Genomic DNA, 25,127 nt, shown 5'->3' with positions numbered 1-25,127 from the left:
TTTTAGGGGAAATTAAAAATAATAAAACCTATTCACAATATTAAATCAAAACTAAAGGATATAACAAATCAGAAATAAATAATATATAAAACATACTATTCTCAACAACATTCATTAATCATAAACCTCAAGAATAAACTATTCTAAAAATTAACCTGACTTGAGCATTTTTTTTTCAAATCTCTTAAACCTATTAGACTCAACTACAGCTATATGTTCGTTAATTTCTACTTTTCACTTCATCTATTTCATTCTGAAGTCTTCTGCGTATGTCAATTTTTGCATCTTCAAAACTAAAAATAACAGTTCCTTTTTCTCTTGCATATGGATTAGTGACAGAATCCGCCAGTATCGAATAATTGAAAAAAGCTCCGGTTTTTTGGAGTTCATTTTCTGGAGTATCTTTAACTCTAATCAGATTTTTATACTTCTTACTTAAATCCATCCAATTGATATAATCTGCGTTGAATGAAACGGCCTTCACTCCTTTTTTTGAATAAAAATTAATAGCTCCTGCCTGCCCATAATTATCACAAAGCACTAAGGTATTTCCGGATTTTGACAGTCTAGAATATTCTTTATCTACTTTTTGAGCTAATTCTTTCCAGCCCAGCATGTCTGCAAAATCCTGAGGTAAAGAATGATCTTTACCATCTTCCCAACGCAAGAGTCCAAATTTCTTATAAGAATCTGGATTCTGAACTATAGATTCCGGAGGTTTATTAGGAAATGCTAGATTGTATATTGGCAAAAACAAAAGGATAGGATGTAAAATACAAATAGGTTTGAGAAACCTCTTCCATCCGCTTTTTAAAATTTCCTCAAGGTAAACAGCCCCGAAACCTATATAAATAGGGTAAATACCTACAGCATAATAGTCTTTTGCTCTAAAAAACATAAATACAGATATGGTGATCATATATCCCCAAAAGAAAAACCTAATTTTTTCGAAAGATTTATAAAACAACAAAGCATAAAAACCAAACAGAATAACAAAAGTTACCCCGATAAAGAATAAAAACTGAGATTTCAAAAAGTCAAACCTATTGACATTTACTAACTGATATTCGGAAAGCTCTTTCATGTGATGAACTACCGGAAAATTATTATTATACTGCCAGATGAGATTGGGAAAAATAATCACTAGGGCTAAAAGTGAAGCACCATATGTATGAGGATTTGCAAAAATCTTTCTTTGCTTAGTCATTAAAAGAGCTGGAATAAATCCTAATGCAAGAAAAACGATATTGTATTTATTCAAAATTCCAATCGCGAAAATGAAACCACCCCAATAGAGCCAACTTATTTTTTCAGTATTGACATATTTTATCAGAATATAGAAAAAGGAAGTCCACAAAAGAACATCTAATGAATTGGGTTGATACAACATGTTCAAACGAAGTAATGAGGAAAACAACATTCCCAATGATGCAAGAAGACAAGCAAAAAGGCCACCTTTTAATTCTTCAATAGCTTTCCAGACAACAACCATTGTCAATGCTCCGAATAAAGCCGGAAAAAATTTAATCCAAAATACAGAATCACCGAATGCCTTTATCAGCCATGATATCCATGAACTTACAGGAGGAACGGAAATATAGCCCCAGGCAAGATGATTCCCCTGGTCCAAATGTAAATATTCATCTCGTTGCAGGTCGTATTCAGGACTTATCAGCGAATATTGAAGAATAAATTTGACGATGATAAAAATAATAAGAATAAGGCTGCTTTTCTTCATGGCTATATTTTAAAACTAAAAATAAGACATTTTAAACTTCTGATCTATTACATTTTGAAGATGAAAAAATATTAGAAACTATATGCTGGGAGATATGATACCTTTACTATTCTATAAAAAATCCCGAAGAATATATCTCCGGGATCTAACAGTTTAAAATGTATAGTGTAGTTTATTATTTTGCTTTTGATTTTTCTTTCAATTCTTCTTTGTCTTTATCTGACGGGTTCCAAACTTTTATTTCAGAATCTTTGGTAATATTAGATCCCGGAAGAACCTGAACATTAATTCCGTCACTAGCTCCAAGTTTTAAATATACTTTTTTAAACTTTCCGTCTTTCTGCTTTACTTCTACAAAAGGAACATCTTTCCCTTGCTTTTTTTCATACTGAACTAAAGATTCGTCCAGTAATAATGCATTTTTCTGAGAGCTTAATACAATTTCTCCGTTAGCAGAGAATCCTGCTCTGATATATTCATTGTTAGGGTTTTCTACGTTACCTTCAACTGGGAACTTGATTGTTCCTACATTATCTTTTCCTTTTGGAGCAATCATGGTCAGTTTTCCAGGGAAAGTTTTGTTTTGTAAAGCACCAATTACAATGTTCATATCCATACCCTGCTTTAATTTTCCAGCCTGAGCTTCATCAATCTCTCCTTTAAAGATCAGAGAATTCAGATCTGCTACGGAACAGATTGTTGTTCCGGCATTAAAGTTATTCGCTTCAATTACCTGGCTTCCTAATTTTACAGGAACCTCAAGAACTGTTCCTGAAGCTTTGGAACGGATTTGCGTGGTAGCCAGACCTTGACCCTGAAGTTCAGGAGTAGCACCGGTTTTCGCAATCTGTAATCTTTTCTGGGCTGTATTCAGCTGTTGCTGAGAATTTTTAAGAGTTTGCTGCTGAGAGAAAAGCTGCTGCTGGGCATTAAGAAACTCCTGTTTAGAAGCTACTCCCTGCTTATACAGTTTATCCTGCATTTCAAACTGCTTCTGCATATTGCCTACATTCATCTGCGCATTGCTGATCTGAATCTGTGCATTCTGAACTTCCTGCTGAGCAGCGTTTACTTCGGAAATACTTGGTACAATTTTCACAGTAGCAATGAGTTGGCCTACTTCTACTTTATCTCCTTCTTTTACTAAAATTTTATCGATAATCCCTGTAATATTGGGCTTAATTTCAATTTCTTCCTTTGGAACAATTTTTCCGGTGGCCATTACCTTATCATCCATATTCTGAATACTGGGTTTACGGGTAAGGAAAGCCTCGCCTTCTTGGGAATTCGATTTTACCAGATAACCGATCCCTGAGAACAATGCCACTGCAAATAAAAGCCCCAATACAATATAAATGGCTTTTTTCCAAGTGAATTTCTTTTTCATATGTATAGTTTATTTTTTATTAAAAGATTGAATGATTTAAAAATTACAAGATGATACTTTTATATTTTTAAATACTCAAATTATTTGATTTTCAAATTATTATTCTGTTCTTAATGCTTCAATCGGCCTGATTTTCACTGCTCTCTGCGCAGGGATCATCCCAATAATCAATCCTAATATAACCATTACAGCCATGGCAGCAAATACATTTCCGTAGTTTACCGTTGGATTATAGAAAGGAAACGAGTCCTGCCCCTGCGTGGCCATATTTAAGATCATCAGCACAAAGATTCCAAACATAAATCCCAGCAACCCGGAAGAGAGTGTAATCACAACACTTTCCAGCAGGATCTGATTTCTTACCTCAGCAGGCTTGGCTCCCAATGCTCTTCTGATGCCTATTTCTTTTGTCCTTTCTTTTACAGTAATCAAAAGAATGTTTGAAATGGCAATAACTCCTGCCAGGATCGTTAATGTTCCAACAATAATGGTTAAAAGCTGCATCCCTGTAAGGAAACCTGTCAGTTTTTTAAACTCTTTTCCTAAGTTGAAACTTCCAAAAGCATTGGTATCTTCAGGGGAAATTTTATTTTTCACCTTCAAAACCTGCTTTACTTCTTCTTCTACTCCATTAACGTTGGCATTAGGTTTACTGACAATAGCAAACATATCAATCTGCTCTCCCGCATTGTACATCTTAGTATAAGTGGATAGTGGAATAAATGCTGTTTGATCATTTTCAAAACCACCTCCTTTTTTTACTCTGAAAACACCAATTACATTGAAGAATATTCCTTTTATATTGATAGACTGCCCTATAGGATCTTCTTTTTTCTTGGAATCAAAAAAGTTTTTATAAATCTCTTCTCCGATCACTACCACATTTTTGTTACCGGAAACATCTGCATCGTTGATATAACGTCCGAAAATCAGCTTCTTTTCTGAAATCTTGTTTCCTACAGAATAATCTCCCGTCAAAGAATAAGTAGCACTTTTCCCGTTTCTTGACATAGATTCCCCAGGTGTTCCTGTAAAACTTCCTCTTGCATTCTGAGGTGATATATAATCAATATCGATTACTTTTCTTTTCAGCATTTCCATATCCGGTAAGTTCAAATGAACATCTCTTCCCTTCGGAAACCCTTCATACGGAATAGATGTTTTCTGTGCCCACAGGAAAATGGAATTGGTAGCAAACCCGGAAAACAACTTATCAAAACCATTCTCCATCCCTTTTGCTGCCCCAAGAAGGCTCACATATAAAAACATGCCCCATCCTACCCCAATCATGGTAAGAAATGTTCGGAGCTTATTATTTCTCAATGAATAATAGATCTCCTGCCAAGTATCTTTTTTAAATATGATATTCACCTTTCTGAATTATAAATTATTAATAGTTGTAAAAGAGTAAATAAGCAAATAGCTGTCATTACTACATTTACAGATTATCTTATTTTCAATTACTATTCTGTTCTCAATGCTTCAATCGGTTTAATTCTTGAAGCTCTGTATGCCGGAACAAACCCTGCGATCAATCCGGAGAAAACTAATGCTATAAATGCCATAAAGATGGATCCCCAACCTACACTCGGACTTTTAATGAAGAATTCTTCAAGGCTGTCACCAATCAGGCTTAATGTTAAAACACCCACTCCTATCCCCACAAATCCGGAGACTACAGTAATCACGACACTTTCTTGAACAATCAGGGCAACAATTCCTGCCGGTTTCGCTCCAATAGCTTTTCGTACTCCGATTTCCTTGGTTCTTTCTTTTACAATATAAACCATGATATTACTGATCCCGATAATTCCCGCTAATAATGTTCCCAGTCCAATAAACCCTACGATTGCAGTAAGAACCGCCATAAAGGTGAATGTATCATTCATATTCTTGGCATTATTCCATACACGAACTCCATTTTCGTCATCAGGAGAAACATTTTTCCTTGCTTTCAGTTTATCTCTCAGCTCGTCTCCATACTTGATTGCATCCTGAGGGTTGAGCAGTTTATCATTATAGGCTATATAAACCGTATTCACGGTATCAGACCCTTTTTTCATCTGCTGTAAAGTGGTAATGGGTACGGTAATGTGTCTTTCATCTCTGTCCCCGCCATCATCTGAAAATACCCCAACAACTTTAAACATTGTTCCGTTAATATCCAGCTCTTTCCCGATAGAACCTCCATTTTTAATAAGGTCTCTCTGAACCATTCTTCCGATAACCGCTACATTCTGTTTTCTGGCTAAGTCGAAAGAATTAATGTAACGTCCATCAACTAGCTTTCTGTTTTCAATAACCTGTTCTCCCGGCTCTGCACCATGTACCTGATAAAGTCCACTTTCTTTGCCATATTTGACCATTAAATTGGTCGCATATCTTGGACTGGATGCTCCTACATTTTCTTTATCTGCATTGACAAGAAAATCGTAGTCATCATTGTTCATACTAACATTTCTATCGGATTGTAATCCTTTATAAGCTAAGGTAGTTTTTCCTGTATAAATGGTAATCAGGTTTTTGGCATCTCCTGCAAATCCTTCCGAGAAAGCATTCTGAAGCCCTTTTCCTATTCCAAAAAGAACAATAAAAATAAACAGTCCCAAGGCTACCGTAAATCCCGAAAGTACCGTCCGAAGTACATTACTACGGATAGAACTGAATATTTCCTGCCAACGATCTAGGTCAAACATTTTTATTAATATTAAAAGATTGAAAAATTAAAAGAATAAAGTCATTCAATTTTCAAATTATCTCATTTCCAAATTTTCAAATTGTCTAAAGTACAATCTGCTTAATAAACTCATCACTTTCAATGATACCGTCCTTCAGGACTACGTTTCTTTTTGTCTGTGCGGCTACATCCGGTTCGTGGGTTACCACAATGATAGTTTTTCCTTCATTGTTAATATCCTGAAGAAGCTTCATAATATCATGGGTCGTTTTGGAATCCAATGCTCCGGTAGGTTCATCTGCCAATACCACTTTCGGATCTGTGATAAGAGCCCTTGCAATGGCTACCCTTTGTTTCTGTCCTCCTGAAAGTTCATTGGGAAGGTGATTGGCCCATTGTGCAAGACCTACTTTCTCCAGATATTCCATGGCTTTCTGATTTCTTTCTTTTCTCGGTACGTTCTGATAGTATAGAGGAAGTGCTACATTTTCCAGAGCTGTCTTATAGCTGATAAGATTAAAGGATTGAAAAATAAACCCTAAAAACTTACTTCTGTATTCTGCCGCTTTCACTTCTGATAAATGCTCAATAGGAACACCATCCAATTCATAGGTTCCTGAATCTTTTTCATCAAGAATCCCAATGATATTAAGAAGGGTAGACTTTCCGGAACCCGAACTTCCCATAATGGAAACAAACTCTCCTTCTGAAATATTCAGATTGATCCCCTTCAAAACATGAAGTTTACTTTTCCCTGTATCGTATGACTTATGTAAATCCTGAATTACTAACATTAAGTGATGTATGTTTTATACCCAATAAGTAGATGATAATTTCAAATTGTTACAAGATTGAAAATTTATTCAAATATTTTTTTGTTTAACCCTTTAATCCTTTATTTAAAGCAGGTTAATAAATTTTGTTTAACTGTAACTTAAGTTTTCCATGTATTTATCCCCTATATTGCCTTCTAGCCTATTATCTGTGCCAGTTTCATGTAAATGTGGAAAACTTTTACAGCTAAAAGTCAGCCTATTAGTATTTACCTCTTTCAAAATCAGTTCTTTTTTTCGAACTTTGTCATTAGATTTTGCTCAGAAAAGAAAACTTACAGTGTGAATAACTTAAATTCACAACCATCACAAAAACAAAAAGTTACACTTATTCTGAACATTATCCACAGAGATCTGAATTATTTAATTATAAAGATATTTAATATGGGAATTTTTGATAAGAGAGTAAGCTATAAGCCATTTGAATACCCGGAAGTTCTGCAATTTGTAGAAGCTATCAACAAATCATTCTGGGTACATTCAGAAGTGGACTTTACTGCAGATGTACAAGATTTTCATTCGCAGTTGGAACCACATGAAAAGCATGCTGTGAAAAATGCGCTTTTAGCCATTGCACAGATCGAGGTGTCTGTAAAGACATTCTGGGGAAACCTATACAACCACATGCCAAAACCTGAATTGAATGGACTGGGAGCTACTTTTGCAGAATGTGAATTCCGACATTCTGAAGCTTATTCCCGTTTATTGGAAGTGTTGGGATATAATGAAGAATTTTCAAATGTAATAGAAATTCCTGCCGTAAAAAAGAGAATTGATTTCTTATCAAATGTTCTTAAACACGCCAATTCTACAACACCAAAAGAATACGTTTCTTCTCTTTTATTATTCAGTATCCTTATTGAAAATGTATCGCTTTTCTCACAATTTGCCATCATCCTTTCTTTCACAAGATTCAAAGGATATATGAAGAATGTTTCCAATATTATTGCATGGACTTCTATTGATGAGCAGATCCACGCTAATGCAGGAATTTATCTAATCAATAAAATCCGTGAGGAGCAACCCGACCTATTGACAGATTCAGATATTGAAGACATCTACACATTGGTAGACCAATCTATAGAATTGGAAGGAGAAATCTTAGACTGGATCTTTGAGCTTGGAGAATTAAATGTTTTCTCAAGAGAAGATCTATTGAACTTTATGAAATACCGTGTTGATGACAGTTTAAAGAAGATCAATATGGAAACCCGCTATAATGTTTCTCCTGAGGAATACCGCCCTATGAAATGGTTTGAAGAAGAGGTTTTTGCCAACTCTATGGATGATTTCTTCGCAAAAAGACCAGTAGATTATACAAAACACGATAAGAGTATTACAGCAAACGATTTGTTTTAGTTTAAGGGCGCGAGCGAAGCGAGCGTCAAAACAGACTGTATTATCATGTCATCCATAATACAATTAAAAACAGAATCACAGTTGACTTAATAAGCACAAATATAAAAGATGATTAATGTAATTGTAAGCTACACCGTAAACCCTGAATTTGTTCCTACAAATAAAGCCAATATTCAAAAGTTTTTAGAGGATTTTAAAAATCTGGATCAATCAATATTTGAATATAAGGTGTATGTAAAGGAAGATGGTGTTACCTTTGTGCATTATTCTAACTACATCAATGAAGAAATTCAGCATGAGGTTTTGAATATACCATCTTTTAAAGAGTTTCAAAAATTAAGAGATGAAAGTGGACTAAACGGTTCCCGCAAAGTAGAATTTTTACAATCAATAATATAAAAAATACAAAATTCCTGAGTGATTATCTCATTTTGGAATTCGAAAATATAACATCTATGGAAGAGCAAAATTCAAATATATGGTGGCTCAATGAAGAGTCTGAACAGATGCTAAACAGAGGATATCTGTTGAAAGGAGAAACAGTAGACGGAGCCATTGACAGAATCACCACCGCTGCCGCAAAAAAATTATATAAGCCTGAATTACAAGCTGCATTCAAGGAAATGATCACCAAAGGATGGATCAGTTTCTCTTCACCGGTATGGGCTAATATGGGAACACAGAGAGGTCTTCCTATCTCATGTTTCAATGTTCACATTCCCGATAGTATTGAAGGAATTACTCACAAAATGGGTGAAGTAATCATGCAGACTAAGATCGGAGGCGGAACTTCAGGATATTTCGGAGAACTTCGTAACAGAGGTACTGCTGTGACAGATAATGGTAAGTCTTCAGGAGCGGTTTCTTTCATGAAATTGTTTGATACAGCAATGGATGTGGTTTCTCAGGGAGGAGTGAGAAGAGGTGCTTTTGCTGCTTATCTGGACATCGACCATGGTGATATTGAAGAATTTTTATCCATTAAAGATATTGGAAGCCCTATCCAAAACCTATTCACAGGAATTTGTGTTCCGGATTACTGGATGCAGGATATGATTGATGGGGATATGGATAAACGTAAGATCTGGGCAAGAGTTTTAGAAAGCCGTCAGCAAAAAGGTCTTCCTTATATTTTCTTTACAGATAACGTAAATAGAAATAAACCACAGGTTTACAAAGACTTAGGATTACCTGTTAACGCAAGTAACCTTTGTTCTGAAATTATGCTTCCATCTACAAGAGAAGAATCTTTCATCTGCTGTTTATCATCAATGAACCTAGAATTATATGATGAGTGGAAAGATACGGATGCAGTAAAACTGGCTATTTATTTCTTAGATGCTGTTTTATCAGAATTTATCGAAAAAACTGAAGGGAATTATTATTTACAAGGAGCTAGAAACTTCGCTATGCGCCACAGAGCTCTTGGGTTAGGTGTTTTAGGATACCACTCCTATTTACAGAAAAATATGATTCCTTTTGAAAGCTTTGAGGCAACTCAGTTTAACGCAAGAGCTTTTAAACATATTAAAGAACAGGCAGAACAGGCTTCAAGAGAGCTAGCCAATATTTATGGCGAACCTGAATTACTGAAAGGTTATGGATTGAGAAATACCACTACAATGGCCATTGCTCCTACCACTTCAAGTTCTGCAATTTTAGGACAGACCTCTCCAGGAATTGAGCCTTTCGCATCTAATTATTATAAAGCAGGTTTAGCAAAAGGAAACTTTATGCGTAAGAATAAATATCTGGCTAAATTATTAGAAGAAAAAGGATTGGATAATGAGGAAACCTGGAGAACGATCATGTTAAATCATGGTTCTGTACAACACCTAACTGAATTAACTGAAGAAGAAAAAGCTGTATTCAAAACGTTCAAGGAAATCTCTCCGATGGAGGTTATCTCCCAGGCTGCACAAAGACAGCAATATATTGACCAGGCACAGTCTCTGAACCTTCAGATTCCTTCTACAATGCCTGTAAAAGATGTAAACTATCTCTATATCGAAGCTTGGAAAAAAGGAGTAAAAACTCTTTACTACCAAAGAAGTTCTTCCGTTTCAAAAGAAATGATGGTGAACTTTGTAACATGTTCAGCTTGCGAAGCATAGACTACAAATAATAAACACGCTATATTAGCAAAGGCACGTCGTAAGGCGTGCTTTTTTATTTGCAACTCAAAATATAAAAAACTCTTGAGAGACATTCACTCCGAAAGTTTCGGGTCATTTTAAATTGATTACATTCCCAATCAAAGCAATGTATCTATTTTTTAAACAAAAGGCCCGGAAAAAATTCCGAGCCTATAAAAAAGAATTATATTGAAGTAAAATAAAATAGCATTTAGAAATTATATCTCACCCCCACCTGTGCCTGAAATCTTGATGCAAACTGATCAATGGTATAAGCTGATCCCGGCGTTTTGAAGTTATAAGTAGGATCTCCGGCTGAAGGTTGGCCTGCCGCTATATTTCCAGTTTTAGTAAGTCCTACACTTGCTGTAGAATTAAACGTATTAGGTACAAAGTATACTTTCCCCCAATCTTTATTCAAGAGGTTAGTAAAGTTGATGATACTTAGAGAGATCTGGATATTATTTTTAGATTTCTCGCTCAATCTGATCTCATCCATAATTCTGATATCTGCCTGAATATTCCAAGGCGTTGTATCTCCATTTCTTTCCGTAAATTTCCCTCTTCTTGATTTCAGATAGTCATTATTATTAACGAAGTTCTCATAATCAGCAACCTGCTGCTGGGTACTTACCACTACGTTTCCTGATCCATCTTTTATAGGAACAATATATTTTGCAGCTTCGGCAGCATCCTTAAAGATATAAGCAAGACCCGCAGCCTGTCCCGTATTGGCAATTGTACTGTTTATAAATCCCCATGAGAAAGGGTTTCCTGACTGTGCATTAAAATATACGTTGGTAGATAATCTGTTGGATTTGGAAATATTAAACGCATATCCAAGGTTAGCTACAATTCTGTTCTTGATTGCAAAATTGGAAGTTGTCAACTTAGGGTCATTTGGTGTCAACGATTGATTCATCTGCCAGTTACTTTCCATTGAGTTTCTGATACCATTCGTAATATCTTTCGCATCACCATACGTATAGGCTGCAAAGAAATTAAATCCAAAATTATATGATTTTGAAATCTGAGCCGTCAGGTTGTAACGATATCCCTCTTTTGTATTGGATAAAAGGTAGGCGTTAGAAAACTTGCTATTGATATTGGTTGTGTAAATTGGCATTTCATGATTCACATCATAGCTGTAATACGTTACATTATCTGTTTTATTCACCTGCTGAAATTTCAGATCATACAATACTTTCGTATAAATACCTTCCAATGTCAACTTATATCCTGCAAGAGTATAATCGAATGCCAGGGAACTTCTCCAGACTCTTGGCATTTTAAAATTATTATCAATAAGGTCAACCTGTACTTTAGAGGATTTTGGATCTTTGTTTGGATTCTGCCAATTCGGAAGATTAGTTCCTACCAATGGATCTCCGTACTGAGCAATCTGTGCTGTTGTTGGTCCATTGATATCGTAACTTCCAAAACCAACTCCATCATTATAATAAGCATATCCTAACCATGCAAACGGAATTCTTCCTACAAAAATACCGGAACCTCCTCTTAATACCATAGATCTGTCTTCTGTAACATCAATGGTAAATCCAAGTCTTGGGGATAGTGTCGGCTTGTTAAGATAACTATTGGTTAGCTGGCTCAACGGAGTATAGTTGTAAGTATTTCCGAAATAAGAATCCTGAGGAGATTGGTTTACAAGCGGACTAAGCTGTGGTTTGTTAGGTAAATCTGTATAATCTACTCTTACCCCTGGTGAAAGTCTCACTCTTCCCCAATTAATTTCATCCTGCAGATATAATGAAAGCAGGTTTACTTTATATTGAGCATAAGGATTGTCAAAAAGATCCTGTCTGCTGTTTCCGCCAAAAGGATATGTCCCTCTTACTCTTGCAGGAGTGCCATTATAAAAATCATTTAGTGATTTATAAGATATCCTTCCATTTAAAGCATTTACAAAACCATAATTGATATTGTATAACTCATTGTGAGTTCCCAGCAAGAAGGTATGATTCCCTGTTTTATAAGTTAGGTTATTCGTAATTTCGAAGGTCTTCTGTTTCATATTGAAGACAGTTGCCTCCCTGTCATTTCCTAACAAAATAGTTCCACCGTTATGGGTAATTTCAACCTGTGGAAACATTGCATTACCAGAAGTGGGATCTCTATAATCATGAATAGAAGAATACCCAACCACCAAATTGTTGTTCCATTGATCATTAAAACGGCTTTTCAATTCAAGAGTAGTTGTAGATGCTGTATTTTTCTGCACAAAATCCATACTGGAAAATCTGAAATTAGCACCATCCCTTTCAAGATTGGATGCCTGGGAAAAGACTGTATTATTTTTGATGGATAAAGTATGTTTATCATTGATTTTCCAATCTAACTTATTAAAAAGCTTAGCACTTTCAGAAAAATTATTATATCCATTAAAACCTCCTACATTGAATCCATATTTCTGCTGTACAAAATCTGAAAGTTTCCGGGCAACGGATTCATCTATCAGTGTATTAGGATCATTGGCATTATAAAATATCGGATCTACCCTTTTGGTATATTCCAGGTTAGTAAATAAGAAAACCTTATCTTTTACTATAGGCAGGCCCACTCTACCACCATATATAAAATCGGAAAAACCACTTGGCATTTTGGAGTTATCACCTACTCTGTTTCTACCTGTGATTGCTGCATTTCTACCATACACATACAGGGAACCTGTTACGTCATTACTTCCGCTTCGGGTCACCGCATTGATACTTCCTCCAAGAAAATTTCCCAGCTTTACATCATAAGGAGCAATATACACTTGCACATCCTGAATAGCATCCAAGCTAATAGAATTAGAACGAGTACTGCTTCCAGGCATCCCTGAAGTACTGGTCTGACCTCCTAATGAGGGACTGAAACCAATTGCATCATTATTGATAGAACCATCAATTGTCACATTATTATAACGAAAATTGGTTCCATTAAAAGAGTTATTGGCACTTTGAGGAACCAATTTGGTAACATCCTGAATTCCTCTGTTAATATTTGGAAGTCCTGAAATTTGCGTCTGGCTGATCCCAACTCCATATTTTACGTTAGCTTTTTTTGAAGTAATCTTTACCTCATCAATAGACTTCTCTTTACTGCCAATCTCTACTATTGGCAAGTCATTGCTTCCTAAAGAAAGTTGTAAATTAGGATTTTCATATATAACCTGTGAACCATCATATATCTCAATTCTATAAGGCCCTCCCGGTTGAAGATTATCTAAACTAAACTGTCCTTTACTATTACTTTTAGTTTCAAAGGTACTATTGGTAGGGACATGCACTACCTTTATCGTAACTTCAGAAGAAATTCCTTTTAATCTTCCAAAAATTCTAGAGCTGGTTTCCTGTGAAAATGCAAATCCAAAAGATAATAAAGCAAAAGCACAAATCAATTTTTTCTTCATAATTTTTAATGCTACAAAACTTGTCGTAAAATTAGATTGATAAAACATGAAGTATGGTAACATACAATTAACATAGCGTGACACAAAGTTTAACATTTCCTTAAAAAAAACTTAATACACACAAGGGATTTATGATATCTTTTTTCGGTCTTTCCATGAAGATTACAGCAAAAAAATGCTTAATTTTAAAGTTTAAAATCGCTTAATATGAAATTCGGACAAGTAGAAGACCCGTCAAAAATAGACTTCACCCTTCCCAAAGATCACTCCAGAACCAAAGAAATTTTAAGCCTTAATAAAAAAGGTCTGGAAAATATTTCTATCGGATGTGCCAAATGGAACAAAACAGATCTTAAAGGATTCTATCCTAAAGGAACCAAGGATGAACTGACCTATTATGCCACTCAATTTAATTCCATTGAATTAAATGCAACCTTTTACGGAATGCCTACTCCGGATCAGGTGAAAACCTGGAAAGAAAAAACACCTGAAAATTTCAAATTCTTTCCAAAAATCATCAATACCGTTTCTCACTTCAGAAGACTCATTGATGTTACAGATCCCGTTACTCATTTTGCATCAGCTATAATTAATTTTGATGAAAAACTGGGAATGGCTTTCCTTCAGCTTCATGATAACTTTAAACCTAAAGATTATGACAGACTGGAAAAATTTGTAAAGGAATGGCCTAAAGAAGTTCCACTTGCCATAGAACTCAGAAATACGGAATGGTTTACTGATGAGGAGATTCTGAATACAACCTGCGAGCTCTTTGAAGCCCATAACATTACAAATATCATTGTAGATACTGCAGGAAGAAGAGATATGCTTCATATGCGCCTTACAACCCCCAATGCCTTCATCCGTTATGTGGGTGCCAATGCAGAAAGTGACTATGAAAGACTGAATGATTGGTTAAAACATCTTTCCCAATGGAAGAAAGAAGGTCTTCAAAATCTATATTTCTTTGTTCACCAGAATATTGAAAAAGCATCTCCCCTCCTTTCCGCTTACTTCATCAAACAAATGAATGAAGAATGGAAAACAGACATTCATATTCCGCAAATGGCTACTGAAAGCACAGGAACCCTGTTTTAGTCAAAATTTTAAATAGACTAATTTTAATTTACTGCTCAAATTACAGTAAATACCTTTTCATAACAGAAAAATTTATACATTAGAGTAATACCCTATTCAGTATGGATAAGGTATACTTAAAAAATAAATGACATGAAAAAGGAAATCTGTAAAATCAGTGTCTCCAGCAACTGGCTTGGAGATGAATATATCTTTTATGAAGACCATACTATAAAAAGAGTATATGACAATCACAGTCTGAACTCCAATAAAACGGAATGGTTAGAACCTCACCAGATCAGTAAACAAAATATGGATAAATTAATAAAAGCATGTCCTGAGGAATGTAAAGAAGAAATTATGCACATTCTGGATTATCCTTAAAAATAAAACTCTCACAGATTTTGCAAATAACGGATCAGCAAAATCTGTGAGAGAATATATAATTTATTTATTCTTTTTCAGAAGGAGAACAAGGTTGAGAAATAAAAGCAGAAAATCCAATGCAATCCAGATTCCAAGCTTTGTATTTTCATAATTATAGGAATCCACCTGCTTTTTGGCAGCTTCGGACAGCTTCATGCTTTGGTTGATATAATTCTGTACTTCTACAATCTGGTCAATATTTTTATTAGGAACCGAATGTTGTGAAAAATAAACCAGATTCTTCTTTCCAAGATAACCTACAATCCAGTATTCATCAGACTTATCCATCTTCAGGTATTCTACCCTGTAATATTCCGGACGTATTTTTCCGATATGCTTCGGCTCAAGCTTAGTATTCTTGTCAATTTTATTGACGTTGATCAGATAGAAATCCAGAGCTTGCGGAAGTTTGTTGATGACCTGTAATCCTACAGAATTATCAACAAATGCCACAGCACTCTTCTTAATAAACCAGTACGTAAAAATAGAGATTGAAGAAACTACTGTCACAATACGGAACAGTCTTGCCCATTTTGCCATTCTTCCTGATTTTACTTTATACAAAATCAAAGAAAAGATACACGCCCAAAAGATAACAAGAATGAAAAATACCATAATGCAAAGATACTCATTTCAGAATTTTTGAGAGAATGTTAATCTACATTCCACTCTTTATAGAACTCATCAAGGAAATTCAGCATATAATCATGCCTTTCCTGAGCCATTTTTTTACCATGTTCAGTATTCATCAGATCCTTTAGCAGCAACAATTTTTCATAAAAATGATTAATGGTTGTTCCATTCGATTTTTTATACTGTTCCTTAGACATATTTAAATCGGGCTGAACATTGGGATCATACATCGGATTATTTTTAAAGCCTCCAAAATTGAATGTTCTGGCAATACCAATGGCTCCAATGGCATCAATACGGTCAGCATCCTGTACAATTTTCAGTTCGATAGGTGGATTTTCCGGTGCCTGACTTCTGTTTTTAAAAGAAATATTTTCTATTACAAATAAAACCTTTTCAATTGTTTCATCAGGAACATTTTGTTTTTCTAAAAATTCTCTGGATATTTTAGGAGCTATCGTTTCATCTCCGTTATGAAATTTAGGATCTGCAATATCATGTAATAATGCAGACAGTTCTACCACATCAGGATCACAGTCTTCTGTTTCGGCTATTTTTCTGGAAAGCTTCCATACTCTTTCAATATGGAACCAATCATGTCCTGCTTCGGCTCCCTCTAGTTTTTCCTTTACAAATTCTACCGTGTTGTCAATTGTACTTTTCATTAATCTATCAGTTCATTTAAAATAATATTCCAGAGCTTGTGATTATAGCTTCTAAAAAAATTAATGTGTCCGATTTCTTTTTTCTCAGACTCTGCAGTTTTTACCAGCCTGTATGTAGGTTTAAGATTAGGATAGGTATTGTTTAAAAGACTCATAACCCCCTTCTCTGTCAACCAGACATCATCCTCAGCACGAATTACAAATACTTTCTGCGTTAAATTTTTAGAATAATCATCAATTTTCTCCAACAGCCTGTTGGTTGATTTTTTGTTTAAAATTAAGGTTCTCCAGTCATATGCACAATTTTTCGGAAGACTTTCTCCAAGCCCGAACCAATTTGCAGGAAAATACCCTAATAATGAAGTAGTTAATGGTTGTACAATACCGAATCCCAAATAGGCCTCAATCTTCGTTTTCAGCTTTAAATTTCCTACAAAAGCGTTTTGGGTTCCTACAAATACAAATTCTTCAAACATTTCAGAATCTTTATTCATACCCAGAATTAAAGCCCCTACAGAATGTCCCAGGCAAAATTTCCTATATTCCGGAAACTGATCATTAATATATGTCGTTAATCTTTTATAATCCTTTGAGCCCCAAATTCTCATAGATCCATGGAACCCTTTCATATTATCAGGTTTAGACAACCCTATTCCTCTGTAATCATAAGTAATTACAGTAAACCCCTGATCTGAAAAATATTGGGCAAATGAAAAATATACCTGCTGCTTCACACCGGTTGCCGAGTTGATCAGCAATAACTTTCCATTATTCTTCTCAGGCTGAAAAAGATGAGCGGTCACGGAAGCTTGGTCCTCTGTGGTAAATATTAGTTTTTCCATAGGATAAAAAGAAAAAATCCACTATAAAAGTGGACATTTTCGATATATTTTAATGCTTAGTTTTAAACTTTCGATATGCCGTAAATAACGTTAAGAAAAGAAATCTGACATTCTCGGCAAGCCTGTCTGTGAACCTTTACCTCCAGAAACGCGCGATGAAACCTCATTTCCAAACTTCACACAATCTTCCACAGAGTTCCCATGGCAAAGTGCAATTGCAAATCCTGAAGTAAATGCATCTCCCATCCCCATCTTATAAACAGTCTTTTCTTTATTCTTCCTGTAATACTTCATTTCTGTCCCGTCAAAATAAATGGTAGAATTGGTATCATCCCTTACAAACACCTTATTAAAGTATTTTTTTAGAACTTCTTCTCTTTTTTCTTCTCCAAAAATAATGAACAGTTCATTGCTTTTAGCTACAATAAAATCTACATCTTCCAGAACTTCATCACTTACTCTCATAGCGGGAGAAGCGTACAAGCCTACTTTTTTGCCATATTTTTTGGCTTTTTTCACTGTATATTCCACAACATCCATCGAAACCTCAAGCTGTACAAGGACAAGGTCCGAAGTATGGAAATAACGGTCAGCCTCATCAATATGAGATTTATTAAGATATTTATTGGCTGCAGGGACTACTACAATAGCAGCATTTCCCTCAGAGGTTGTTACATAAGCTGTTCCCGTTGATTCTTTATCGGTTTCATGTACAAAGCCTACATTCACATTTTCGCCCACCAGATTTCTCATGATTTGCTGCCCAAGAGGATCCATTCCTACACAACCTATAAAATAAACGCTTGCCCCCAATCTTGCGGTTCCTACTGCCTGATTGGCTCCTTTTCCTCCGAAATAACTCTCTGAGTTTACAGCCAGTACTGTTTCATTAGGTAAAGGAAGTTTATCGGTTTCCAAAACAAGATCTATTGAAGAGCTTCCTACAACGATAATTTTTGGTTGTTCTGATGAGAAATTCATTGTGTTTGATATTAGTTTAAAAATTATAACAGACTAAATTCCGTGCCAAAAATAATTAATTTTACCTAACTTATTTCAATAAATTCTGTAATAATTTTCACTGGTGTTTGATTTTTATCATAAGCAATGTAGCTGGCATAAAAACCTTCCCCATATCCGGTCTCAAATGCGAATATAGTTCCGGGATGATCTTCCGAAGGTTTTAAAAATGCATATTGATCTATTGCTCCGTTTTCATCGAAGAAATACTCATGGAAAAACTCTTCGTAGATTCCCATGAAATCGGCACCTTTGTTATGATAAAGTTTCTGTTCCAGCTCATTAAGACTGCTCTGGGTATCCACATCCATCAAACAGCCCATACCACTTTCTACCGGATATCCAAAAACCTCTTCTTCTGCCAGTTCTTTTATGTTCTGCCCCGCAGTGGTAGCCAACTTCCAATCTGTAATTTCGGCAGTATTGAAAACAATTTCGGCATAGGCTACACAATTGCTTTCTCTTTCTTTATGCAACATTACAGAGAATTCTCCTTTTGGAAATTCTATAGAAAAAGGAAGCATATCATTTGTGATCAAAGGATCGCAAGCCACCAGTTTCCCACTGGAAAGATAGATCTTCCCTACTTCAAAACTTTCTAACAAGGGACTTTCTACAAAGTCCTTCGAAAATAGTTTTTTTATGTTTTCTATATGTGTCATTTTATTTCTTTTCTTTAAACCATCAGGCTGGATACAAGTTATCCATCTGTACCCAGCCTGATTATTAAGCAACGCATTGCCTATATTTTAAATTTACAAAGTCTTCAGCTTCTCTTCCAGGATCGCAATCTTGTCAAGAGCATCTTTTTGTTTCTTACGCTCTACCTCTACAATTTCAGGTTTAGCATTAGCCACAAACTTTTCGTTGGAAAGCTTTTTATCTACTGAGATTAAAAATCCTTTCAGATACTTTAATTCTTCTTCAGTTTTAGCCTTTTCTTCTCCTAAATCTAAGTTTTCACTTAAAGGAATAGAAACTTCTGTTGCTCCAACAAGGAATGTAAAGCTTGGCTTATCTGTTTTCTGTCCGAAATGGATTTCAGAAACATTGGCCAATTTTCTTACTACTGCTTCGTTAGCGAATTCAGCAGCATTGGTATAAATTTCAGCGGCTTCCCTTGGTGAAATTCCTTTGGTCTGACGGTAATTTCTAACTCCTGAGATCAATTCTGCTGCGGTTTCAAAGTTTTTAATAACAGCTTCATCAAATACACCAGCCTCTTTCTGCTGGGCAACGACTAAAGCTTCCTCAATATTTCTGCCTGAAATCGTCTGCCATAATTCTTCTGTTAAGAAAGGCATGAACGGATGAAGTAGCTTCATCAGTTCTTCAAAGAAATATATTGTTTTGTTATACACTTCCTTAGAAATACCTTCTCCATAGTTAGGCTTGATAGCTTCAAGGTACCAACCACAAAAATCATCCCAGATTAGTTTATAAATCAAATGAAGGGCATCAGAAATTCTGAATTTTTCAAACTGATCGTTGATTTCAACAATGGTTTTATTTAATTTATTTTCGAACCATTCGATTGCCTGGTTATCTGTAGCGATTGCTGGCTTATCTTCATGATTCCACATGTTGATCAGACGGAAAGCATTCCAGATCTTCGTCATGAAGTTTCTTCCCTGAAGCATCAGGTCCTCATCAAAAAGAAGGTCATTTCCTGCTGCAGAACTTAATAAAATTCCTACACGAACTCCATCAGCTCCATATTTATCCATTAGCTCAAGCGGATCCGGAGAGTTCCCTAAAGATTTAGACATCTTTCTTCTCTGCTTGTCTCTCACAATTCCTGTAAAGTAAACATTCTTAAATGGCACTTCTTTTCTGTACTCCAATCCTGCCATGATCATTCTTGCTACCCAGAAGAAGATAATATCCGGTCCTGTTACCAGGTCAGAAGTTGGATAGTAATAGTTGATATCTTTATTTTCAGGATCAAGTAATCCGTCAAATACAGACATTGGCCATAGCCATGAAGAGAACCAGGTATCCAATGCATCATCGTCCTGTCTAAGATCTTCTACAGTGAACTCCTGATTTCCTGTTTTTTGTTTTGCCAATTCTAAAGCTTCTTCTTTGGTTTCAGCTACTACAAAATCTTCATCTCCTGCCCCATAATAATACGCAGGGATTTGTTGACCCCACCAAAGCTGACGGGAAATATTCCAGTCACGGATGTTTTCCATCCAGTATTTGTACGTATTTTTAAACTTCTCAGGATAGAATTTCACTTCGTCATCCATTACGACATCCAGTGCAGGTTTAGCAATTTCAGACATTTTAAGGAACCACTGTACTGAAATTTTAGGTTCAATCACTGCCCCAGTTCTTTCAGATGTTCCTACTTTATTTACATAATCTTCTGCTTTTAGTAAAAGATCTTTTTCTTCTAATTCTTTTGCGATCTGCTTTCTTACCTCAAATCTGTTTTGTCCTGCATAATGTAAACCATGTTCGTTAAGGTTACCGTCATCATCCAGCGCATCAATCATTTTCAGCTGATGTTTCTGCCCGATCTCATAGTCATTGGTATCGTGTGCAGGGGTAATTTTTAAAGCTCCCGTTCCGAACTCGATGTCAACATATTCATCCTCAATAATAGGGATTACTCTGTTAACGATAGGTACGATTACATTTTTACCTTTTAAATGAGCATATCTCTCATCATTCGGATTGATACATACCGCAGTATCCCCGAAAATAGTTTCAGGACGTGTAGTGGCAACTGAAAGGAATTCTTCTGAACCTTCAATTTTATATTTAAGGAAATATAATTTTCCGTTCTGCTCTTTAAAGATTACCTCTTCATCTGAAATATTGGTTTTCGCTTCCGGATCCCAGTTTACCATTCTGTATCCTCTGTAGATCAAACCTTTGTTATATAGGTCTACAAAACTTTTGATAACTTGCTGAGAAAGCTTATCCTCCAATGTAAAACGGGTTCTGTCCCAATCACATGAACATCCTAGTTTTTTAAGCTGTTCAAGGATTGTTCCTCCGTACTTATTCGTCCATTCCCAGGCATGTTCAAGGAATTGTTCACGGGTAATATCCGACTTATTGATTCCTTCAGACTTCAGTTTAGCAACAACTTTAGCTTCGGTAGCAATGGAAGCGTGATCTGTTCCCGGAATCCAACAAGCATTAAACCCACGCATTCTTGCACGACGGACCAGAACATCCTGAATGGTATTGTTCAACATATGTCCCATGTGTAAGATTCCCGTCACGTTTGGCGGAGGAATGACCACGGTATATGGTGGTTTGTCATTAGGCTCTGAGTGGAAATACTTGTTTTCCAGCCAGTAATTGTACCATTTCTGTTCTGTTTCCTGTGGATTGTACTTTTCTGAAATCTGCATAAATTCTATTTCTTTGGCTTGCAATTTGCAAAAATAGTCTAAAGAAAAAAATTTTTAAGCATGAATTAAAATAATTTTTAACTTTGTTTCACAAAATTTATCTAACAAACATATTAACATTCAAGAATATGAAGAAATTAATCGCAGGAATTGCATTATTCGGAACATTTGCCCTTGCATCTGCACAAACTATTACCTTTGATAAAACTACTTTTGACTACGGTAATATTAAGCCTAGTTCAGATGGTACAAGATTCTTTACAGTAACAAATACTGGTGATAAGCCTTTGATCATTTCAAATGTAAAACCATCTTGTGGGTGTACTACTCCTGAATTCAGCCAGGATCCGATCATGCCAGGAAAAACTGCTAAGATCAAAGTAGGATATAACACGGCTCTTACAGGAGGCTTCAACAAAATGATTGAGGTTTTCTCTAATGACCCTGCCAACAGCAGAAGTGTAATCTACATCAAAGGAAACGTAGATGCTAATGCTCCTGAAGCAAAAGTGTTAACTCCTGCTGAGCAGAAAGAAGCTGCTAAAGCTGAGAAAAAAGCTGCAAAAGTTGCTAAAAAGGCTGCTGCGAAATAGTTCTCTACTAAAAAATAAAAAAACCGTCTCTATTGAGGCGGTTTTTTTATTATATTTATATTTAAGTTTTGGCTAAAGCCCGCCTCTATTGATGTTGATATCAGTGTGGATATACATATGGGAATTGTTGTTTAACGACAAGATCTTTTATCTTTTATCTTTTATCTTTTATCTTTTATCTTTTATCTTTTATCTTTTATCTTTAAATAAAAAAATATTATATGAACACCAATTTCTCAGATGACTTTAGGGTAAATGGAAAATTCTCAATTAAAAAAGCTTCTACTTCTTACAAAGGAAAGCTTACCAAAGAAGAAGGAACACAATTATTAATTCAGGAAAAAGAGAAACTTCGTGAATTACAGGAAAGGCTTTATGCTGACGGAAGCCAGTCTCTTCTGGTCGTTCTTCAGGCCATGGATGCTGCTGGAAAAGACAGCCTGATAGAACATGTTTTTGGAGGGGTGAATCCTCAGGGCTGTAATGTAACCAGCTTTAAAACGCCAAGCTCAAGGGAATATTCACACGATTTTTTGTGGAGACATTATCTGGCCTTACCTCAGAAAGGAATGATCGGCATTTTTAACCGTTCACATTACGAAAGTGTTCTGGTCTGTAAGGTTCATCCTGAATATAATTTAAGTGAAAAAACATGGTCTTCTGTAAAGGATTTTGACAATAAATTTTGGGAAAACCGCTATGAAAGCATCCGTAATTTTGAGAAGCATCTTGCCCAAAACGGTACTACCATTATCAAAATTTTCCTGAATGTTTCTAAGGATGAACAAAAGAAAAGACTATTGGACAGAATTAATGAACCGGAAAAAAACTGGAAATTTTCTACAGGAGATCTTCCGGAAAGAGCATTATTTGATCAATATATGGTAGCTTATGAAACAGCAATCAACGAAACATCAAAGGATCATGCTCCATGGTACGTGCTTCCTGCGGACAATAAGTGGTTTGCCAGAACGGCAGCAATTCAGATCATTATAGATACTCTGGAAAAAATAGACCTTAAGTATCCTCAACTTTCGGAAAAAGAAAAAGAAGCTCTTCAACAGTCTAAAAAACAGTTACTGGAAGAGTAATTTGGAATTAATTTGTTTTTAGACCGATGTACCGTGAATATATTTAAAGACTTTTGAATGCAAATTTTCAAAGGTCTTTTTCCATGTAAACTGTTTGGTAGTTTTTATTTTACTTTCATTTTCCGGTAACAGGAAAGGTATAATTTCATTGGGAATCCTCCAAAAAATTTCGGGTGGGTTCTGTCTAAAAATATGGATGTAAAGTTTTAAGGTTTCCAGATACCAGTCCTGATGCTTATGATAATCATTAATTCCGCCTACATTCGGGAAATGATGCAATTCTTTTTCGAGGATTTTCGGGCAGAATTCTTTCCAGTATTCGGTGGTATACAGTAGATGCAGATGCCATACTTTATCTACTGTTATAGAAGGAGATGCTCCATTTTTGGAGATACAGCATAAATAAACAAATTTTTTATATTCTTCAATGGCTAGCATACAAAATCTTCTTGCCCAACCTTCAGTTTGAGCCAATTTTCTGGAAAAAGGAATAACTACTTCTGCCTGGTCAATCTGATAATCTGAAATCCTTTTCCATAAAGGGTTTTGGAGATAATCAAGCTGGGTATTGTCTAATAAAACGGAGGTAAATTCAGGTTTCATAGGTTAAAATCTTAATTGATTAATGCTTTTTTAAAACAAGTATTCAATCAGCATCCACATCCGCAGGATGATGGAGTATTGTAAATATATACGTCTTTTTTATAATGATATTCCAGTAATTTTTCAAAATTGTCCTGCGTCATTTGTTTTTGAAGATCTGTCTTGAATAGGTTCAGTTTAAAATCTTTTTCTGAATTAAGATCCACAGTTACAGAAAGTACCGCATCTATAATCTGTATTTCTGAAATATCTTTCCATTCTGTTTTCTTGCTTTCTGTATAATAATTTATTCCCATTTCTGAAATACTCAAAACAGGAAGAATAACAGGACTTCTTCTTTGTTTCTGTATCAGATAAAGAAAATATTTTACAACTTTATAATGTAAAAACATATATCCTATCCATATAATATTATTGAATATTTTTACTAATAGTTCGTTTGTTATATCACGGAAAAGATAGATCAGGCCTTGATTAATTACCCAAAATAATCCGTATATAAAAGCCAGATAGAGTATGATAGCAATAAAGCCAGGTTTTTCTTCCGGAACTGATTGTAAAGTTATTTCTGTTTTCATCTCGGTCTCTTTAAGACAAATTTGAGATAACAGAAAAATATAAAAGTCGTTGATAGGTCTTATTTAGCCTGCTAAAGGTCTTATATTGGAATTATAAAAACATAAAATACTATATTACAAATACATACAGCAATGATAATTTCAGGAAAAAGTACTTTAGAAAATTGTATTGTAAAAAAACGAGAAAATCTATAAGCCGGATTTTGTACTTCCGAAGAAGTGCCTGTTATTTATCTACGTCTTACATTGCTGCAAAACTTGAGCTGATTACCCCTCGGTTTTCAGGACGAGCCGCCCCTATTTCCATTACTGAAAAGAACCGATATACTTACCATTGCACCGCAAAGAGTTTACCTGGTTTCACTACAGCCGAACTGTACTTGCTTTCTGTTGCACTTGTCCTACCCTCACGGGTGACGGATGTTATCCGTTTTGCTGCTCTGTGGTGTCCGGACTTTCCTACCTCCCGTAAACGGGAAATCAACAAGCCGATTTTCTCGTGGGCGCAAAGATACGTAAATTTCACAGGAAATGAGCGCACGCACGAAGAAAGCTAAGAAGGTAATTTTACAAATCAGGTTATTTCTTTATCCTTTTTTCAAGTTTTTTTGCCATTTCTTTTTCTTTGCTTTTTACCTTTCTTCCCGTTCACAATAATTATTCTTCTCCAATTACCACATTATT

General features: G+C 35.4%; 21 protein-coding genes and 1 other RNA gene. 7 read left to right on the top strand and 15 right to left on the bottom strand.

Annotated elements, in window-relative coordinates; translation table 11 throughout:
- Positions 1-220 precede the first annotated feature (220 nt).
- The 5 genes from DRF65_RS07685 to DRF65_RS07665 form a co-directional block, all read right to left on the bottom strand.
- Positions 221-1,738, bottom strand: coding sequence for a glycosyltransferase family 39 protein (locus DRF65_RS07685; RefSeq protein ID WP_115970174.1), 1,518 nt, complete (start codon positions 1,736-1,738; stop codon positions 221-223).
- A 175-nt stretch (positions 1,739-1,913) separates the two neighbouring features.
- Positions 1,914-3,125, bottom strand: a complete 1,212-nt coding sequence (locus DRF65_RS07680) for an efflux RND transporter periplasmic adaptor subunit (protein WP_185148458.1) — start codon at positions 3,123-3,125, stop codon at positions 1,914-1,916.
- 99 nt (positions 3,126-3,224) lie between these two features.
- On the bottom strand, positions 3,225-4,496 hold the full coding sequence (locus tag DRF65_RS07675) for an ABC transporter permease (RefSeq protein WP_115970172.1): 1,272 nt from the start codon (positions 4,494-4,496) through the stop codon (positions 3,225-3,227).
- A 92-nt stretch (positions 4,497-4,588) separates the two neighbouring features.
- Positions 4,589-5,821, bottom strand: a complete 1,233-nt coding sequence (locus tag DRF65_RS07670) for an ABC transporter permease (RefSeq protein ID WP_115970171.1) — start codon at positions 5,819-5,821, stop codon at positions 4,589-4,591.
- Positions 5,822-5,906: 85 nt separating this feature from the next.
- A complete protein-coding gene (locus DRF65_RS07665) occupies positions 5,907-6,596 on the bottom strand; it encodes an ABC transporter ATP-binding protein (protein WP_115970170.1) in 690 nt (229 codons plus the stop codon).
- 423 nt (positions 6,597-7,019) lie between these two features.
- On the opposite strand from DRF65_RS07665, the gene DRF65_RS07660 reads away from it, so the two are divergent.
- From DRF65_RS07660 to DRF65_RS07650, 3 genes are all read left to right on the top strand, one after another.
- Positions 7,020-7,994, top strand: a complete 975-nt coding sequence (locus tag DRF65_RS07660) for a ribonucleotide-diphosphate reductase subunit beta (protein ID WP_115970234.1) — start codon at positions 7,020-7,022, stop codon at positions 7,992-7,994.
- Positions 7,995-8,102: 108 nt separating this feature from the next.
- Entirely contained in the window at positions 8,103-8,393 is a 291-nt protein-coding gene (locus DRF65_RS07655) for a DUF1398 family protein (protein ID WP_115970169.1), read from the top strand.
- A gap of 56 nt (positions 8,394-8,449) precedes the next feature.
- Complete coding sequence (locus tag DRF65_RS07650) at positions 8,450-10,108, top strand: ribonucleoside-diphosphate reductase subunit alpha (RefSeq protein WP_115970168.1); 1,659 nt, start codon at positions 8,450-8,452, stop codon at positions 10,106-10,108.
- A gap of 232 nt (positions 10,109-10,340) precedes the next feature.
- Here DRF65_RS07650 and DRF65_RS07645 read toward each other — a convergent pair whose 3' ends face one another.
- The gene (locus DRF65_RS07645) at positions 10,341-13,544 is read right to left on the bottom strand and encodes a TonB-dependent receptor (protein WP_115970233.1); all 3,204 of its coding nucleotides are present in this window, start codon (positions 13,542-13,544) and stop codon (positions 10,341-10,343) included.
- A gap of 207 nt (positions 13,545-13,751) precedes the next feature.
- Here DRF65_RS07645 and DRF65_RS07640 point away from each other — a divergent pair, with 207 nt between their 5' ends.
- On the top strand, positions 13,752-14,642 hold the full coding sequence (locus tag DRF65_RS07640; RefSeq protein ID WP_115970167.1) for a DUF72 domain-containing protein: 891 nt from the start codon (positions 13,752-13,754) through the stop codon (positions 14,640-14,642).
- A 132-nt stretch (positions 14,643-14,774) separates the two neighbouring features.
- Positions 14,775-15,005, top strand: coding sequence for a hypothetical protein (locus DRF65_RS07635; RefSeq protein ID WP_115970166.1), 231 nt, complete (start codon positions 14,775-14,777; stop codon positions 15,003-15,005).
- A gap of 63 nt (positions 15,006-15,068) precedes the next feature.
- Here DRF65_RS07635 and DRF65_RS07630 read toward each other — a convergent pair whose 3' ends face one another.
- The 6 genes from DRF65_RS07630 to DRF65_RS07605 all read right to left on the bottom strand — a co-directional run bounded on the left by DRF65_RS07630 (position 15,069) and on the right by DRF65_RS07605 (position 21,578).
- Positions 15,069-15,587, bottom strand: coding sequence for a hypothetical protein (locus DRF65_RS07630; protein WP_165852190.1), 519 nt, complete (start codon positions 15,585-15,587; stop codon positions 15,069-15,071).
- A gap of 113 nt (positions 15,588-15,700) precedes the next feature.
- Positions 15,701-16,345: an HD domain-containing protein gene (locus DRF65_RS07625; protein ID WP_115970164.1), complete on the bottom strand. Its 645-nt coding sequence runs from the start codon at positions 16,343-16,345 to the stop codon at positions 15,701-15,703.
- Entirely contained in the window at positions 16,345-17,187 is an 843-nt protein-coding gene (locus tag DRF65_RS07620; RefSeq protein WP_115970163.1) for an alpha/beta hydrolase family protein, read from the bottom strand. The genes DRF65_RS07625 and DRF65_RS07620 overlap by 1 nt, the downstream gene beginning before the upstream one ends.
- A 90-nt stretch (positions 17,188-17,277) precedes the next feature.
- Positions 17,278-18,168 (bottom strand): ribokinase, encoded by an 891-nt coding sequence (locus DRF65_RS07615; RefSeq protein WP_115970162.1) that lies wholly within the window; start codon positions 18,166-18,168, stop codon positions 17,278-17,280.
- A 65-nt stretch (positions 18,169-18,233) separates the two neighbouring features.
- Positions 18,234-18,869 (bottom strand): DUF4241 domain-containing protein, encoded by a 636-nt coding sequence (locus DRF65_RS07610; protein WP_115970232.1) that lies wholly within the window; start codon positions 18,867-18,869, stop codon positions 18,234-18,236.
- A 93-nt stretch (positions 18,870-18,962) separates the two neighbouring features.
- On the bottom strand, positions 18,963-21,578 hold the full coding sequence (locus DRF65_RS07605; protein WP_115970161.1) for a valine--tRNA ligase: 2,616 nt from the start codon (positions 21,576-21,578) through the stop codon (positions 18,963-18,965).
- A 128-nt stretch (positions 21,579-21,706) separates the two neighbouring features.
- Here DRF65_RS07605 and DRF65_RS07600 point away from each other — a divergent pair, with 128 nt between their 5' ends.
- Positions 21,707-22,171 carry a DUF1573 domain-containing protein gene (locus DRF65_RS07600; RefSeq protein ID WP_115970160.1) on the top strand — a complete coding sequence of 155 codons (465 nt, stop codon included), beginning with the start codon at positions 21,707-21,709 and terminating at the stop codon, positions 22,169-22,171.
- Positions 22,172-22,392: 221 nt separating this feature from the next.
- Positions 22,393-23,262: a polyphosphate kinase 2 family protein gene (locus DRF65_RS07595; protein ID WP_115970159.1), complete on the top strand. Its 870-nt coding sequence runs from the start codon at positions 22,393-22,395 to the stop codon at positions 23,260-23,262.
- A gap of 18 nt (positions 23,263-23,280) precedes the next feature.
- Here DRF65_RS07595 and DRF65_RS07590 read toward each other — a convergent pair whose 3' ends face one another.
- From DRF65_RS07590 to rnpB, 3 genes are all read right to left on the bottom strand, one after another.
- Positions 23,281-23,865, bottom strand: a complete 585-nt coding sequence (locus DRF65_RS07590) for a glycine-rich domain-containing protein (RefSeq protein WP_115970158.1) — start codon at positions 23,863-23,865, stop codon at positions 23,281-23,283.
- A gap of 47 nt (positions 23,866-23,912) precedes the next feature.
- Positions 23,913-24,443, bottom strand: coding sequence for a hypothetical protein (locus DRF65_RS07585; protein WP_115970157.1), 531 nt, complete (start codon positions 24,441-24,443; stop codon positions 23,913-23,915).
- Between the two features lie 176 nt (positions 24,444-24,619).
- Positions 24,620-24,943: RNase P RNA component class A (gene rnpB / locus DRF65_RS07580), an RNA gene on the bottom strand.
- Between the last annotated feature and the right edge of the window lie 184 nt (positions 24,944-25,127).

The sequence above is a fragment of the Chryseobacterium pennae genome (genome assembly GCF_003385515.1).
Classification (GTDB): domain Bacteria; phylum Bacteroidota; class Bacteroidia; order Flavobacteriales; family Weeksellaceae; genus Chryseobacterium; species Chryseobacterium pennae.
This window is presented reverse-complemented; position numbering and strand designations above follow the sequence as displayed.

Excerpts from the sequence above, each read along its gene's own strand:
- DRF65_RS07685 (WP_115970174.1), bottom strand. The coding sequence starts at position 1,738 with ATGAAGAAAAGCAGCCTTATTCTTATTATTTTTATCATCGTCAAATTT.
- DRF65_RS07680 (WP_185148458.1), bottom strand. The coding sequence starts at position 3,125 with ATGAAAAAGAAATTCACTTGGAAAAAAGCCATTTATATTGTATTGGGG.
- DRF65_RS07670 (WP_115970171.1), bottom strand. The coding sequence starts at position 5,821 with ATGTTTGACCTAGATCGTTGGCAGGAAATATTCAGTTCTATCCGTAGT.
- DRF65_RS07665 (WP_115970170.1), bottom strand. The coding sequence starts at position 6,596 with ATGTTAGTAATTCAGGATTTACATAAGTCATACGATACAGGGAAAAGT.
- DRF65_RS07660 (WP_115970234.1), top strand. The coding sequence starts at position 7,020 with ATGGGAATTTTTGATAAGAGAGTAAGCTATAAGCCATTTGAATACCCG.
- DRF65_RS07655 (WP_115970169.1), top strand. The coding sequence starts at position 8,103 with ATGATTAATGTAATTGTAAGCTACACCGTAAACCCTGAATTTGTTCCT.
- DRF65_RS07650 (WP_115970168.1), top strand. The coding sequence starts at position 8,450 with ATGGAAGAGCAAAATTCAAATATATGGTGGCTCAATGAAGAGTCTGAA.
- DRF65_RS07645 (WP_115970233.1), bottom strand. The coding sequence starts at position 13,544 with ATGAAGAAAAAATTGATTTGTGCTTTTGCTTTATTATCTTTTGGATTT.
- DRF65_RS07640 (WP_115970167.1), top strand. The coding sequence starts at position 13,752 with ATGAAATTCGGACAAGTAGAAGACCCGTCAAAAATAGACTTCACCCTT.
- DRF65_RS07635 (WP_115970166.1), top strand. The coding sequence starts at position 14,775 with ATGAAAAAGGAAATCTGTAAAATCAGTGTCTCCAGCAACTGGCTTGGA.
- DRF65_RS07630 (WP_165852190.1), bottom strand. The coding sequence starts at position 15,587 with ATGGCAAAATGGGCAAGACTGTTCCGTATTGTGACAGTAGTTTCTTCA.
- DRF65_RS07625 (WP_115970164.1), bottom strand. The coding sequence starts at position 16,345 with ATGAAAAGTACAATTGACAACACGGTAGAATTTGTAAAGGAAAAACTA.
- DRF65_RS07620 (WP_115970163.1), bottom strand. The coding sequence starts at position 17,187 with ATGGAAAAACTAATATTTACCACAGAGGACCAAGCTTCCGTGACCGCT.
- DRF65_RS07615 (WP_115970162.1), bottom strand. The coding sequence starts at position 18,168 with ATGAATTTCTCATCAGAACAACCAAAAATTATCGTTGTAGGAAGCTCT.
- DRF65_RS07610 (WP_115970232.1), bottom strand. The coding sequence starts at position 18,869 with ATGACACATATAGAAAACATAAAAAAACTATTTTCGAAGGACTTTGTA.
- DRF65_RS07605 (WP_115970161.1), bottom strand. The coding sequence starts at position 21,578 with ATGCAGATTTCAGAAAAGTACAATCCACAGGAAACAGAACAGAAATGG.
- DRF65_RS07600 (WP_115970160.1), top strand. The coding sequence starts at position 21,707 with ATGAAGAAATTAATCGCAGGAATTGCATTATTCGGAACATTTGCCCTT.
- DRF65_RS07595 (WP_115970159.1), top strand. The coding sequence starts at position 22,393 with ATGAACACCAATTTCTCAGATGACTTTAGGGTAAATGGAAAATTCTCA.
- DRF65_RS07590 (WP_115970158.1), bottom strand. The coding sequence starts at position 23,865 with ATGAAACCTGAATTTACCTCCGTTTTATTAGACAATACCCAGCTTGAT.
- DRF65_RS07585 (WP_115970157.1), bottom strand. The coding sequence starts at position 24,443 with ATGAAAACAGAAATAACTTTACAATCAGTTCCGGAAGAAAAACCTGGC.